General features: G+C 48.3%; 9 protein-coding genes. 5 read left to right on the top strand and 4 right to left on the bottom strand.

The genetic code is table 11. The features are described from left to right. The first annotated feature begins 78 nt into the window (after positions 1-78). Positions 79-429, top strand: coding sequence for a hypothetical protein (locus tag NG796_RS18950; RefSeq protein WP_261208452.1), 351 nt, complete (start codon positions 79-81; stop codon positions 427-429). A 309-nt stretch (positions 430-738) separates the two neighbouring features. Here the strand turns inward: NG796_RS18950 and NG796_RS18945 are convergent, their stop codons facing one another. Continuing rightward, positions 739-1,089 carry a Dethiobiotin synthetase gene (locus NG796_RS18945; RefSeq protein WP_261208451.1) on the bottom strand — a complete coding sequence of 117 codons (351 nt, stop codon included), beginning with the start codon at positions 1,087-1,089 and terminating at the stop codon, positions 739-741. A gap of 381 nt (positions 1,090-1,470) precedes the next feature. Between NG796_RS18945 and NG796_RS18940 the strand changes: the two genes are divergently transcribed. The 3 genes from NG796_RS18940 to NG796_RS18930 all read left to right on the top strand — a co-directional run bounded on the left by NG796_RS18940 (position 1,471) and on the right by NG796_RS18930 (position 4,987). Next, positions 1,471-1,620, top strand: a complete 150-nt coding sequence (locus tag NG796_RS18940; protein WP_261208450.1) for a hypothetical protein — start codon at positions 1,471-1,473, stop codon at positions 1,618-1,620. 51 nt (positions 1,621-1,671) lie between these two features. After that, positions 1,672-1,851 (top strand): hypothetical protein, encoded by a 180-nt coding sequence (locus NG796_RS18935; RefSeq protein WP_261208449.1) that lies wholly within the window; start codon positions 1,672-1,674, stop codon positions 1,849-1,851. 112 nt (positions 1,852-1,963) lie between these two features. Continuing rightward, the gene (locus tag NG796_RS18930) at positions 1,964-4,987 is read left to right on the top strand and encodes a glycerol-3-phosphate acyltransferase (RefSeq protein ID WP_261208448.1); all 3,024 of its coding nucleotides are present in this window, start codon (positions 1,964-1,966) and stop codon (positions 4,985-4,987) included. A gap of 142 nt (positions 4,988-5,129) precedes the next feature. Here NG796_RS18930 and NG796_RS18925 read toward each other — a convergent pair whose 3' ends face one another. Then, on the bottom strand, positions 5,130-5,918 hold the full coding sequence (locus NG796_RS18925; protein WP_261208447.1) for an SDR family NAD(P)-dependent oxidoreductase: 789 nt from the start codon (positions 5,916-5,918) through the stop codon (positions 5,130-5,132). Positions 5,919-6,485: 567 nt separating this feature from the next. Between NG796_RS18925 and NG796_RS18915 the strand changes: the two genes are divergently transcribed. Next, positions 6,486-9,437 (top strand): response regulator, encoded by a 2,952-nt coding sequence (locus tag NG796_RS18915; protein ID WP_317619330.1) that lies wholly within the window; start codon positions 6,486-6,488, stop codon positions 9,435-9,437. 40 nt (positions 9,438-9,477) lie between these two features. On the opposite strand, the gene NG796_RS18910 is transcribed toward NG796_RS18915, so the two are convergent. Beyond that, the gene (locus NG796_RS18910) at positions 9,478-11,007 is read right to left on the bottom strand and encodes an ATP-binding protein (RefSeq protein WP_261208446.1); all 1,530 of its coding nucleotides are present in this window, start codon (positions 11,005-11,007) and stop codon (positions 9,478-9,480) included. A gap of 1,091 nt (positions 11,008-12,098) precedes the next feature. After that, the gene (ilvB, locus tag NG796_RS18905) at positions 12,099-13,934 is read right to left on the bottom strand and encodes a biosynthetic-type acetolactate synthase large subunit (protein ID WP_261208445.1); all 1,836 of its coding nucleotides are present in this window, start codon (positions 13,932-13,934) and stop codon (positions 12,099-12,101) included. Positions 13,935-14,503 lie beyond the last annotated feature (569 nt).

Raw genomic sequence — 14,503 nt, 5'->3', positions numbered from 1 at the left:
TTAGAATGACACTCATTGCAGTAAAAAAATATAAGCCGCTCTTATTATAGCATAGTCTGTAATTTTTGGAGATGCCTTGTGTTAGCTGTTGCTCCTTCCTCCAATATCGCCGAGCATTCTAGTTTCGCCCAGTCCCAGCAATTGCTAATCGCCCAAAGCGGATGCGCAAGGGCTACCACGATAGCACAATTCACAACTGACACCTATAATGTCTTCATTTGTGAGGATGGAGATGGGGATTATTTTTATCAGGGTATCAATCGTTCTAATGGGGATTTGATTAATGTCTATGGCGTCACCTTCACCGATAGCGGATATTATATGGTGACGAACTCCGATGATTCTGGAAATGAGTACACTTACATGGTAGGGGACTCTTTAGAAGTCTACCAAAATGGTGAACGAATTTGGTATGAAGCCACCTATTAAATCTGAATTTCAGATTTAATGATTGGGCTTACTCTTGCTTTAAGTCTGTTGTAAGGGGTAGAATAGGGTGCATTTTTACTAATGGTACAGCCCCTTGAAATGAGGCAGAGTTTGAAGAAAAGCTTTTCAGGAAATTGAATGAAATATTCAAATTTTATAGAGCCTGTCTCCAGGAATTGGACTTTTTCGGGAGAGTGGCAGCATCTTCCTCCTTTCGTGCAATAGGGAGCAAGATCTTCCCACTCCTGTTCCGAATTCTCCCCTTTATTGAGACAAGCTCTATCTATATGGGATAATGTCGAACTGGCTTTACCCTCCTTGCCAAATGCCAGAATAGATACTTTGAACTGCGATCGCAATTCGATGTAAATCCTCCTTTAACAGCGGCGGCCAGTCTACCCCAGCGTTCCAGCCACTTTCAAAAAGCTGCTGACTTTCCACGGTTAAAAGATACAATGCCCAGACTAAGTTTCGGTCTAAATTTTTGGCTTCTTTTAATCCATCAAACGCAACCTTAAGTGCTAATAAAATAGCCGTAACCTGACCGGGAATTGGCGGTTTTCCCTGTTGGAGACGGCGGAGTAAATCGTCAGGGTTACGCTGAGAAATTAGAGCAGTTCCCTGATCCATTAAAAAATTGTAGGCAGTTGGGTAATCCATCGGCTTTTTTTATCGAACAAAATTGGCAGGCTCGCACAGAGTTTCATCCTCACTGTAGCGCAAACCGATCGCCAGCGATCGCCTGAGTTCGGATGACCCGCTTTGAGGCAGTGTTAGGCTTAAAAAGCCACCTTAATCCATCTATACAAAATAAACTATCCTAAAAACATCAACACCGGCTGGAATTTGTTCCAGCCGGGGCGAAAAGGCTCAATGATTTTGGGCAGGAGAATGACGAGTATTAGCCTTTCCTTGCCGTCTATTTTATCCCTTGATCAAGATAAAATTTTCACCCTTGTTTCAGAAATCCAATGATAGAACCCAGCCAGATAAAGGAAGCCAGTCCTTCTCATCCTTATCATGTTCACCCAAGGAGATGCCATGCCCTATTTATCTCAATTAGAAGCACAGATTATTCGAGAAATGAATCAAGGGCGGGCCAATCCCGGGGACTATGCGAACAAACTGGAAACCCTGAAAAACTATTACAATGGCAGACTCTTTCAACTGCCGGGAGAAACCCCGATCTAAACCCAAGAGGGCATCAGTGCCCTTGAGGAAGCCATTCACATCCTTCGCGCAATGGATTCTCAACCCACCTTGCGCCCCTCCCGAGGGATATCTCAAGCAGCAGCGGATTTAGTCCAGGACCAAGGGCCACGAGGGGGGACAGGACATACCGGCAGCGATCGTAGTACCCCATTTGACCCCCTGAACCGTTATAGACCCTGGTGCAGGGGGGCCGCAGACCCTATCAGCTAGGGTCCCATTACCCCAACAATAAAGACCCCTTTTAGCAGAACTTTGATTTTTGCGGCATACTTAGATATTTGTTAAAGAGTCATCCCTCACCGCCGCAATTGCTGGTTTTTCCATGACGCTGACGCAAGTTTGGGGAACGTTACTGATTTTTATCCTCTGTCCCATCTTAGGGGCCTTACCCCTAATTGATTGGATTACTCGCGCCCTCACCGGCCAAAATTTGGGGCGGGTGGGAACCGGCAATATAGGGGTCTCTGCGGCCTTTTATCATGGAGGGCGAGTCGCTGGTATCCTGGCGGTGATATCGGAGGCGTCAAAAGGAATTTTAGCCGTACTGCTGGCAAGGCAGTTTTTTCCCCAAAATCCAGAGTGGGAATTAATTTCTTTGATTGCCTTGGTAATGGGGCGGTATTGGAGGGGACGAGGGGCCGGGACCACCAACGTGGTTTGGGGGTTTATCGTCCATGACCCGATCGCCTCGGGGTTGATTTTTTTGATTGGGGGGATTAGTTTTACTCTGGTGCGAGAACGTCAGCAGGGGCGGACCTTAGTATTGGTACTCCTGCCGCTGATTACGGCTGCCCGGGACTCCCAGCAAGTGGAACGAATCGCAGCGGCGATCGCCCTGGGGGTAATACTCTACTGGATTTACCAAAAAATGCCTGACGATTTAGATTTGCCTGCCACCAACAGTCATGAACAATCGGAGAAGATGTTTCGCTTTTTCCGAGGCGATCGCGCCCTGGTTTCTCTGGATAAACCCTTAGATGCCGCAAAAGTCGGTGCAAAAGCTGCCACATTAGCGACCCTCAAACAGTCCGGCTATCCCGTTCCTCTGGGATGGGTCCTCCCTCCTGGGGATGACCCGGCCCCCTTAATTGCTCATCTCCAGCCTTCAGAGGACTCTCCCCTGATTGTCCGGTCCTCTGCCATTGGTGAAGATAGCGAAACGGCTTCCGCTGCGGGTCAATATCTCTCCGTTGCCAACGTCACTTCTCGCCCCAGTTTAAGCGAAGCGATTACCCAATGCTTAACCTCCTACGATCGCCCCAATGCTGCTCAATATCGTCAGGATTCCAGCCCCCGAGGTCGATCGGGTAATTCTCGTCAAGGACGCCGAGATGCAATGGCCGTATTGATTCAACCCCAAATTCCCGGTGTGTTTTCCGGTGTTGCCTTTAGTCGGGATCCTATGACGGGACAAGGGGATTTTGTGGCGATCGAAGCCCTCCCCGGAGACTGTTCCCGAGTCGTCTCCGGACAAGTCACCCCGGAACGCTACCAAGTCTTTATCTCCGCTGCCGATGTCGATGTCTCCGCCACCTGGAAACTCCCCGAGGACCAACAACTTCCCCTCGAAGGCACCGGGGATGTCCCCCGACGATTGTTGCAACAAGTCGCCTATCTCGTCCGCCATCTGGAAAACCACTACCACGGCATTCCCCAAGACATCGAATGGACTTACGACGGGGAATCACTGTGGCTATTACAGGCGCGTCCCATCACCACCCTGCTACCCATTTGGACCCGTAAAATTGCTGCCGAAGTCATCCCCGGCACCATTCGTCCCCTCACCTGGTCCTTGAATCGTCCCCTCACCTGTGGCGTTTGGGGGAAACTGTTTAGCCTTGTGTTAGGCAAACGCGCCCGTCATTTGGACTTTTTGCAAACCGCCACCCTGCATTTTTCTCATGCCTACTTTAACGCCTCCTTACTGGGGGAAATCTTTCGGCGGATGGGGTTACCTCCCGAAAGTCTGGAATTTCTGACCCGAGGTGCCCCCTTCAGCAAACCTCCCTTAACCTCTACCCTAATTTCCCTGCCCGGATTACTGCGCTTGCTGCGGCGAGAAATCCGACTGGGATTTAATTTTGATGACCTAGAACAAGGGCGTTTAGTCCCCGCCTTAGCAGCATTTGAGTCTCAGGAGGCCCTGTCCATTTCTGATGATACGGGACCGGGATCGGGCGGTTCTTCCTTAAGTCCTCAATCCCTGCTGCAGCGGATTGATGAAATTTTGGAGTTGTTAGAGACCCTCACCTATTACAATATTTTGTCCCCCCTGAGTTTTGCTTTGAGAAAGGGAATGCTCAAAGTGGGCGATCGCGAACTGGATTATGGAAAAACTCCCGAAATCTCGGCAATCCAGGCCCTTCAAGAAATTGCCAATGCCGCCCTCTTGGTCCTGCCGGACTTGGATGAAATTAGTCTGCCTGGAGATAAAACTGGAGATTGTTCTCAACTCTTTGCCGTCCTCGCCGAAATGCCCGAAGGACAAACAATTTTTGACCAATTTGATGAGTTTCTCAACCGCTACGGCTATTTGAGCGATGTTGCCACGGATATCGCCGTTCCCACCTGGAAAGAAGACCCCCGACCCGTGCGCCAACTGTTTACTCAGCAGTTGTTTCAACCTGTTCCCCTGGCAAACAAACCCAAATCCCCAGGCATCAAAGCCCAAATTGTTCAAAGTCGTCTCGACTTAAAGGGGCGAGTTGCAGTGATTTATAACAAGTTATTGGCGCATTTACGATGGAGTTTTTTAGCCTTAGAGCAGCAGTTTATTGAAACTGAAATCATTGAGCAAAAGGGGGATATTTTCTTTTTAGAGTTTGGGGAAATTCGACAATTAATTGACGGTTCAAATTTAGAATTAAGACATCGCCTCCGCGAATTAATTGCTCACCGCCAGGATGCCTTTGCCCAGGATAAAAAACTGAAGTCTGTTCCAGCGGTGGTTTATGGAAATACACCGGCCCTGCCTTCTACCGTAACCCGCCCAGTGGTTGATATGTCTCAAGGATTGCGGGGGATTGGTGCGAGTGCAGGGGTTGTGGAAGGTCGAGTCAAAGTGCTTCGCAATTTACAAGAAGTCAGCCCGATTGATAAAGAAACCATTCTAGTTGTTTCCTATACGGATGCCGGTTGGTCTGCCGTATTAGCCCGCGCTGGCGGGTTAATTTCAGAGGTGGGAGGTCAACTTTCCCACGGGGCGATCGTGGCTCGTGAATATGGAATTCCTGCGGTTATGGATGTCACAGATGCCACCTCTCGTCTTCAAGATGGTCAATGGGTTCGGATTGATGGTGCACAAGGTACGGTAATGATTGTCGAAGATGGATCAACAAGGGGATAATTAGGGTGAAGTAAAAAGAACGACTTCAGTCATTATTACAAACCATCTCCCCCATCTCCCCCATCTCCCCCATCTCCCCCATCCACCCCATCTCCCCCATCTCCCCCATCTCCCCCATCCACCCCATCCACCCCATCTCCCCTCACTCCCCTCCTTTAAACATTTTCCCCATGAAATTAACCCACACCTCCCGGGGGAAAAAGCGGGGGAGATTAACAATAATGTGAGCTTTAAAGGTACCGGTGACAACAACGGGCTGATTTTTTGCAAGGCCGCGTAGGGAGTCTTGAACGACTTGTTCCGGGGGGATAATTGTGACGCGGCGATCGTTGTTTTGTAGGGGGTCAGGAAACCCCGCTTTTTGGAAAAAGTTGCTGTAGGTTGGGCCGGGACAAAGGGCTTGAATGCGGAGGTTAAATGGGAGATTTTCGGACCAGAGTGCTTCACTAAAACTGAGGACAAAAGCTTTAGAAGCGGCATAAACAGACATATAGGGAATCGGTTGAAATCCGGCAATGGAAGCCACATTAATGATGCTGCCCGATCGCCGCTGTTGCATTTCCGGTAAAACACAGTGGGTCAGTTCCACGAGGGCTGCGATATTGAGGTGAATCATCTCTAACTGACGACTGGGAGTGCGACTGGCAAAGGGTCCGTAATCGCCACATCCGGCATTATTAATCAGTAAATCAACGGTCAAACCTCGGTCTTTGACCGTTTGATAAACCTGGGTAGCCGCCTGGGGTTGTCCGAGGTCTTTGACAATGACTTCAGCTTGAATGGGATACTGGTTTCGCAGTTCCTGGGCGAGGGTATTGAGTTGATCGTGCGATCGCGCCACGAGAATCAAATTGTAATGACGACGAGCGAGTTCTCGGGCAAAGACAGCACCAATTCCAGAAGATGCGCCCGTAATTAAAGCAGTTTCCATGCTCATCCCTCGGATTAACTAAATGTTGAGTAAACGGCTGAATTAACGCCAGCAGAGCAACCGAATTATAAACCTTGGTTTGTCTCTGTGCCGATCGCCCAAATTCCTATGAGGCAGGCAGGGCGATCGCCCGAACCCCCGTCCACCGATCCCCAACGCCCCAGCTTAAGAGACAGCTTGCCGGTTAAAACTCACCCCAGCACGAGCCGATCCTGCTACCCTTAGATTATGCCTTTTGCGGATTCACAAGGGCTAAACTCCTGAATTGCGGTCCCCCAAATGCGAGAGTATCAGCCTCCTTCAAGGTAGCTGAAACCCCCACAATTGAGGATAATAGGGGAGAAGCCGATACTAACCTCTTGAGGCGCGATCGCACAGATTTATTCCCGGCGGGCGATTTCTAATCCCAACGATTCGCCCATTCACCCTAACTCGATTCAACGGAGGAATCATCCCTAATGTCACCACAGTCTGAACCCGTTTACTGCTGATGGGTTCAGCTTGGCTAAAGCAGTTTTCTCAACCTGCCACCGATCTCCACCCATTCAGTCTTTGAGCTGCAAGACTATGACCAGGCAGAATGCCAAAGCCACCAGTACCAACATAACCTGGACACAACACCCGATTACCGTCTTGCTCATTGACGATCAGCCGATCATTGGGGAAGCAGTCAGTCGGATGCTGGTTGATGAAAAAGATATTATTTTTCACTACTGCCAGGACCCTCTTGATGGCGTTCGACAAGCTACCGAAATTTCCCCGACCGTAATTTTGCAAGATTTAGTCATGCCGGATGTGGATGGACTATTATTGCTGCGGTTTTTTCGGGCCAATGCCGCCACTCGGGACATTCCCATGATTGTACTCTCGGTGAAAGAAGAAGCCAAGCTTAAAGCGGAAGCCTTTGCTGCCGGTGCTAATGACTATTTAGTGAAACTGCCCGACCCCATCGAACTGCTGGCCCGAATTCGTTACCATTCTCAAGCTTATATTAGTCGTTTACAACGGGATGAGGCGTATCAGGCACTGCAGGAAAGTGAACTGCGCCTGCGGGGAGTTTTGGAAAATATGCCGGTGATGTTGACCGCCTTTGATGCCGAGGGCAATATTATCGTCTGGAACCGCGAGTGCGAAAGAGTCACGGGCTATTCTGCTGAGGAAATTATTGGCAATCCCCAGGCTAAACACCTGTTTTTAAATCAGAACTCCGAGAGTGAACTATCTACCGAGTTGACTGTACCTTCGATCGCGCCGATGGACGAGCTTGTGCCGTCCGTGGATACTCTGCGCGATGCCATTATTGAAGAGGTGAATAAAGCGCGCAGTCATGGACGGGCCCGGGAATGGCAAATCACTTGCAAAGACGGCGTGATCAAGACAGTGGCTTGGTCTAATATCAGCTCACGCTTCCCGATCGCCAGTTGGGCCGGATGGGGAATCGGCATCGATATTACAGAGCGCAAACAAGCCGAACTCGCTCAACAAAAAGAATATCAGCAACTCCGGCAATTTATTGAAAATGCCCCGATCGCCTTGGCGATGTTTGATACGGAAATGCGGTTTCTTGCCTATAGTAACCAATGGCTCACGGATCATAATTTGGTCTCCCAAAGTCTTTTGGGTTGTAGTTACTATGAGATCTTTCCCGATATCAAAGAAGACTGGAAAGAACTGCACCAACAGGGATTACAAGGACAGTTTATTTCTCGCACAGAAGATAAGTGGGAGCGGGCCGATGGGTCAGTGTTATACTTTCGCTGGGCGGTTCAGCCTTGGTACGTCAATCCCCCCAGTGGCATAGAAGATGGGGAGGCGATCGGGGGGGTGATTATCGTGGCCGATCGCGTGGATGAATTGATCCAAACTCGTGAAGCTGCCCTAGAAGCAGCCCAAGCAAAATCCCAATTTCTTGCCAATATGAGCCATGAAATTCGCACGCCGATGCATGGCGTCCTCGGTATGGCGGCCTTGATGCTGCATACCGATCTCACGCCCAAACAGCAGGAATATGCAGAAACCATTCGGATTTCTGCCAAACATTTACTCGGAATTATTAATGATATCCTGGATTTCTCCAAACTTGAAGCCGGAGAAATGCACTTAGAAACGTTGGATTTTGATTTGTATGACTGTCTGCAAGAAGTGATGAATTTATTTAAACCCCAAGCAGAAGACCAGGGGATTATCTTAAAACTATATTATGAGGAACAAGTCCCCCGGTTCGTGCGGGGTGACCCCAGCCGGTTGAGGCAAATTTTACTCAATTTAGTCAGCAATGCTATTAAATTTACCCCCTCCGGTTCCATTTCCCTAGAAGCTAAATTAGAAGGGAAAACGAATCGGAAAACCCGGGTTTATTTTCAAGTCACGGATACGGGAATCGGAATTCCCCCGGAAGCCCAAGCTAACCTGTTTCAATCGTTCTCTCAAGTCGATCCTTCCACCAGCCGTCAGTATGGCGGAACTGGCTTAGGGCTGGCAATTTGTGAACAGTTAGTCTCGATTATGCAGGGGGAAATTGGCGTAATCAGTGAAGTCAATCAGGGTTCAACATTTTGGTTTACGTTGCCCTTTCAAACCGCCCATCGTCATCGAAAACCGGCCCGGGAATCTTTAGAAGGAATCGAGTGGGATTCCCTAGAAAAAATGGGCGATCGCTCCCTATACAATGGGAAAAAAGACCTGAAAATTTTAGTCGTAGAAGATCACTTAATCAATCAAACCGTTATACTTTCTCAGCTCGAAACCCTCGGCTACCAGGCAGACTGTGTGGCGAATGGGATCGAAGCCCTCAAATGTCTGGAAGCCCAAAATTACGATATTGTATTGATGGATTGCCAGATGCCGTTGATGGATGGTTATACAGCGACTCAGGAATTACGTCGGCGAGAGGGGAATCAAAGTCGCACCGTTGTCATTGCCTTGACTGCCCATGCCATGAAAGCCGATCGCGAGAAATGTTTAGCGTCCGGTATGGATGACTATTTGAGCAAACCTGTGGATGAAGAGGATTTGGCCCGAATTGTTCAGCGCTGGGCACAAAAAATTCCCCTGAGTCCGGTTAGTTATTCCCCTGGGGCGAGGGATTCACAATTGGGGGAATCAGGTTCTCTCGTCCCCGGGAATCCAATCTATTCCACCAGTGGAAATGGTCATCATTCGGGACTAAACACCCCGAATTTTAACCTCCCCATCGATCGCCAACGCCTTGAAAAAATCTCTCGGGGTAAAGTCGCCGTCAAACGGCAACTTTTGCAAATGTTTCTGGAAACCGCCTCCCAAGATTTACAGCCCTTAGAACGGGCGATCGCCGCCCAAGACTATTCTCAGGTCAAACATTTCGCCCACCGCCTCAAAGGTTCTGCCGCCAATATGGGAGTTCCCATACTCTCCGATCGCGCCAAGGAACTCGAAGAAATGGCCTGCCAACAAAGTCTGGACGGATCCACCGAACTTTTAGACTCGTTTCGTGAACTCCTCGACGCGGTGGATGTATTTATTGAAACGGAACTGAGTTAGGGATTTCCCTTTCCCCTCCAAACCCTATCCCCCTTTGGATTTAGGCGGTGGCCCAATGTTGCAATGCCCGAGTTGGCGGATCTCGGTTCTCCCGTTGTAAAGGAAGAGTCGCCGACTCTGATTCCCCTTTTTCCCCCTCTTTCCCCTCGCTAATGGGATCCAGACGCAACGGCAGCATAATTTTAAACTCGGTTCCCTTTCCTAAGATTGAGCTACAGGTAAACAACCCTTTATGCTTCTCGACAATAATTTGATAGCTAATTGACAATCCTAGTCCGGTCCCTTTGCCCGCTGGTTTGGTGGTGAAAAAGGGTTCAAATAGTCGGTTCTGGATCTCTGTGGAAATCCCTTGACCATTATCTGTAATCTGAATGACCAGGGAATCATTCTCGACCTCGGTGTGAATACAAATGGTAGGGACCCAGGGGCCCAAAGTCACCTCCAGCGATCGCTCACAGGGTTCGCAGTTGTCCGATTCAGCCGAATTTTCCACTTCCAACGCGTCGATCGCATTCCCAATGAGATTAATAAAAACTTGATTGAGTTGTCCAATACAACATTCTATTTCCGGGATGTTTCCATAATCCTTGACCACTTGAATTTGATTCGCTTTCAGTCGATGATTTAAAATGACTAAGCTACTATCAATCCCTTTATGAATATCTACTTTGATTCTTCTCCCCTTGTCCATCCGGGAGAAATTCCTCATATCATTAGAAATTTCTTGGATGCGATCAACCCCTACTCGGAGGGATGACATCAAATTCGGTAAATCCCCACAAATAAACTCCCAATCTATCTCATGCATAAATGCTTTAACCTCTGGACTCGGGTCCGGATTTGACGCTTCGTAGAGTTTGATTAGGGTTAATAAATCTTGAGTATATTGGCCCGCATGACTGATATTACCCCCAATAAATTGGAGTGGATTATTGATTTCATGGGCAATCCCAGCCACCAATTGACCGAGGGCCGACATTTTTTCTGCATGAATCAGTTGCGCTTGGGTATTCTGGAGGTTTTCTAGGGTTTGCCGAAGTTCTTTCGTCCGTTCCTCAACTCGCTGTTCTAAGCTTTCATGCATGAATTGCAGTTCCCGATAGGCTTCTTGATGCTTTAAAAAATTAATATAAGCCTTGGAGTGATAGCGAATCCGGGCAATCAACTCAATGGGATCTGGAAATTTAATTAAGTAGTCACTGGCACCTGCTGCAAAGGCTTCTCCTTTGAGACTGACTTGTTCCTCCGTAGAGAGCACCAAAACCGGAATTTCACGAGTTTTAGAATTAGCCCTCAAAAAACGGAGTAACATTAATCCATCAATTTCGGGCATGACTAAATCTAGTAAAATTACGGTAGGCGAACATTCCAGGGCCATAGGAATTGCCTGAACCGGATTGCTACAGTAAAATAACTCAATGTCTTTCTCAGACCCAATTTTTCGTTTTAAAACCTCCCCAACCAAGGGGCGATCGTCGATCAGTAAAATTGTAATCGGGTAGTTTTTTCGAGAAAAACATGGGTTGATTTCCTGTGAATCCAAAGGGTTGCCTAGTGGTTCGTTCATCATTGTTGTCCCGGATTTATTATCCAAATGAGTGATTCCCCTATTTTTTAAGAATCACCCGAATTTTCCCTAATCACTGAATTGATTGACGCCCTATCTCGGATTGAGCTTTCCTAAGTATTTCTCCACCCGATTAAAAATGCTAGAGTCAGTTTCAATGAATGAGAGAATAGCTTCACCCCTAAGACCTTCCTTTGTGCCAGCCTCTTGCTCGCATTCCCTGTGACAAACAGCTACAAGACCCCTAGAGTTAGGTTAATTGACCTATCTAGGTTTACAAAAGATTCTTTTAAACCCCTTGCTCCTCAAATATATCAAAAAAAATCCCCGGTATCTATAAATTTTGTTGGGCTGCCTAAGGAACTTATATCAAAATTAAGACAAACTTGAGACGCTGGGATCAGAATTGATTGAGTTTTTATATACCACAAAAAAAAATTCTTGTCAAGCCTTCGGTCTAACTATCCGAGTCGAGTTTTACCAGGCTGACACCTTGACTTTACGGGAAACCTCGGCCACCTATTTTAGAAACTCTGATGTTTTAAAATGAGTCCCATTCAGGCGACAAGGCTAGAGCCTGGGGATGAAGCGGATCAGGACTCTTAGCGAATTTCAATTGATTTTTCTGTGGAGTCAAGTCATTCTGAAGGGTCTGAAACCCGCTCTTAGATAGAGTGCGGTTATCACGATTTTAAGAGGGATGCATGAATCTAGCGAATGGAATCGATTCCGGTGAAACACCTCGGTTCAATGTCTTGTTTTGTTAAAAGTTTACTCACTATTATAGCCGATATAATTCAAGGGGTCCCTATTCAATTGTTGCCTCAAAACCCTACCGTTGTCCTATCAAGTCCGGTGGATTAACCTAAAAAATCTTTTGTTCCTCTTCTCTCCCTTCCAGCCATAAAAAAAGTTCCTGATTCTCCCTCTCCTCTGAGGAGAGGGCATTCACAGAGGTGGGAAGGGGGGGAGGTCCGTTTGGGTGATCAAGCCAACATGATATAAGAGACTGTACCCCTGGACTAGAAGGGAACAGAGTCGGGTGAGGGATTCCCCACCCTTTGATTGACGGATTCGGATTGACTTACATGGACTTACAAGGAAGTACCACATTCGCTACAACACTTGTGGCTAACGGGGTTAAGATGACCGCAGGCAGAACAGGTTAGTCCATTTTCTGGGGCGGACTCATCTAAGTGAGGGTGCAAACCCAGCATCCGATCATTACCAGTACCGGGAACTACCATCGGATAGCAGTCTTCGTTACGGGTGACCCGGATATCTAGGAGCATGGCTCCATCATGAGCGAGGAGTTGAGCGATCGCCCCAGGGAGTTCTTCGCGTGATCGCACGGCTAAACTCTTGATGCCATACACTTCGGCTAACTTGGCAAAATCCGGCGTTCCTTTCTCCAAATTCGTGGCTTCATAGCGATCGCCATAGAACAAATGTTGCCACTGGCGGACCATGCCTAACCAGCCATTATTCAAAATGGCAATTTTCACCTTGATGCCATACTGGGCGATCGTGCCGAGTTCCTGCATATTCATTTGAAAACTGCCGTCGCCGCTGATACAGATGACTTCTTCATCCGGCAGGGCTTTTTTGACCCCAACGGCTGCGGGTAATCCATAACCCATCGTCCCTAACCCGCCACTGGAGATCCACCGACGCGGCCCATTTTTCAAAAATTGGGCGGACCACATTTGATGCTGACCCACATCGGTCGTATAATACGCCGTCGGTGCATGACGTCCAATTTCAGCAATTACTTCTTGAGGAGATAAACCCTCGGTGGGACGCGGAATTTCTAAGGGATATTCGTGACGCCACTGTTCCAGGCGATCGCGCCAGGGTTTGGTTTGTCCTTCCTCGACTCCATTGCCTAATTCCCGATTTCGATGCAATAAATCAAGCAGCACCTGTCGCACATCCCCGACAATGGGCACATCGGGTTTGCGGTTTTTCCCCACCTCCGCTGGGTCGATATCAATGTGAATGACCTTCGCATCCCGGGCAAAATCCTCCAATTTGCCCGTCACGCGATCGTCAAACCGGGCCCCGACGGCAATCAATAAATCACAATTGCTCACGGCAAAATTCGCATAAGCGGTGCCATGCATCCCTAACATTCCGAGAGAGAGGGGATGATGCTCATCAAATGACCCTTTCCCCATCAGGGTGGTACTTACAGGTAGATGGAAATGTTCGGCGAGTTCCAAAATTTCCCCATGCGCACCGGAGGCGATCGCCCCACCGCCGACATAGAGTAAAGGACGTTCTGCCTCGCGAATCAAACTCAAGGCGCGATCGATTTGCCGGTTATTGCCTTTCACCGTAGGACGGTACCCGGGCAAACTGACATTCCCTGGTTGTACGGGAGTATAGTCAAACTCCTGAGAACCCACATCTTTCGGAACATCAATCAAAACAGGGCCAGGTCTTCCCGTACTCGCCAGATAAAACGCTTCAGCAATAATTTGTCCCATATCTTTGGGATCGCGCACCACATAAGAGTGTTTGACAATGGGTAACGCGATCCCGAAAATATCGATCTCTTGAAACGCATCACTGCCGATCGCCGCCCGAGGCACTTGCCCCGTAATTGCCACCATTGGCACCGAATCTAAATACGCTGTTGCGATCCCCGTCACCAGATTTGTTGCACCGGGTCCAGAGGTCGCTAAACAGACCCCCACCTTGCCTGTAGCCCGGGCATACCCATCCGCTGCATGAGCCGCACCTTGTTCATGGCGGACCAAAATATGCTGTATTTCTCCAGCCGCTTCCGCCTTATACAGTTCATCGTAAATCGGCAGGTTCGCGCCACCTGGATATCCAAAAATATGCTTAACACCGTGACGTTTCAAACTATCAATTAGGGCAAAAGCGCCGGATACGCGCTTGACTTCTACACTGCTTACTTGCACGGGATACCTCTGCTGTCTTTTGCTACTTCGGGATTGTTTTTCTCGGATTTTTTGTGCTAAATCCTACCTTTTTACTCCACGAATCCCGGTTTTTTTTACTTTGGAAAAACGATAAACGCTCTCAAGCGTGTAGTTCTGTTCGCTAGGACACGCTTCGCACCTGGAAGGGGCGATCGCAGTTTATTTCTCCTGCCTACCCCCAACTCAGGTAATCTTTATTCCTCAATTACAATGATGCCCTAAATTTTAAAAGAAAGGGTTAATCTTGATATTTATTTAACAACTAGAGGGGAGAGGGCGAAAAATTCTGACTGTAGTTTTCTTGACAAAGTGCCTTTAATCCGCCCCCGAGGGAATTCCCGTCCCCTCTGCTAGACTTCAACCCAAACGCCGGGAGTACACCCTAGAGAAGACAACCAGGTTTCTTGCGGATCAGGTTGCTGTGAGTAACCCATTGAGGTCAAAAACCCGGTTTCTAGCCCCTGCAACAGGTTAGAAACCGGGTTTCTTGCGGATTATGTTGCTGTGCACAACCCATTGAGGTCAGAAACCCGGTTTCTGGTGCTTAA

It is taken from the genome of Laspinema sp. D2d (assembly GCF_025370755.1).
GTDB lineage: Bacteria > Cyanobacteriota > Cyanobacteriia > Cyanobacteriales > Laspinemataceae > Laspinema.
This window is presented reverse-complemented; position numbering and strand designations above follow the sequence as displayed.

Bases quoted from the DNA above. Each gene is read 5' to 3' on its own strand.
- NG796_RS18945 (WP_261208451.1), bottom strand. From the start codon at position 1,089: ATGGATTACCCAACTGCCTACAATTTTTTAATGGATCAGGGAACTGCT.
- NG796_RS18940 (WP_261208450.1), top strand. From the start codon at position 1,471: ATGCCCTATTTATCTCAATTAGAAGCACAGATTATTCGAGAAATGAAT.
- NG796_RS18935 (WP_261208449.1), top strand. From the start codon at position 1,672: ATGGATTCTCAACCCACCTTGCGCCCCTCCCGAGGGATATCTCAAGCA.
- NG796_RS18930 (WP_261208448.1), top strand. From the start codon at position 1,964: ATGACGCTGACGCAAGTTTGGGGAACGTTACTGATTTTTATCCTCTGT.
- NG796_RS18925 (WP_261208447.1), bottom strand. From the start codon at position 5,918: ATGGAAACTGCTTTAATTACGGGCGCATCTTCTGGAATTGGTGCTGTC.
- NG796_RS18915 (WP_317619330.1), top strand. From the start codon at position 6,486: ATGACCAGGCAGAATGCCAAAGCCACCAGTACCAACATAACCTGGACA.
- NG796_RS18910 (WP_261208446.1), bottom strand. From the start codon at position 11,007: ATGATGAACGAACCACTAGGCAACCCTTTGGATTCACAGGAAATCAAC.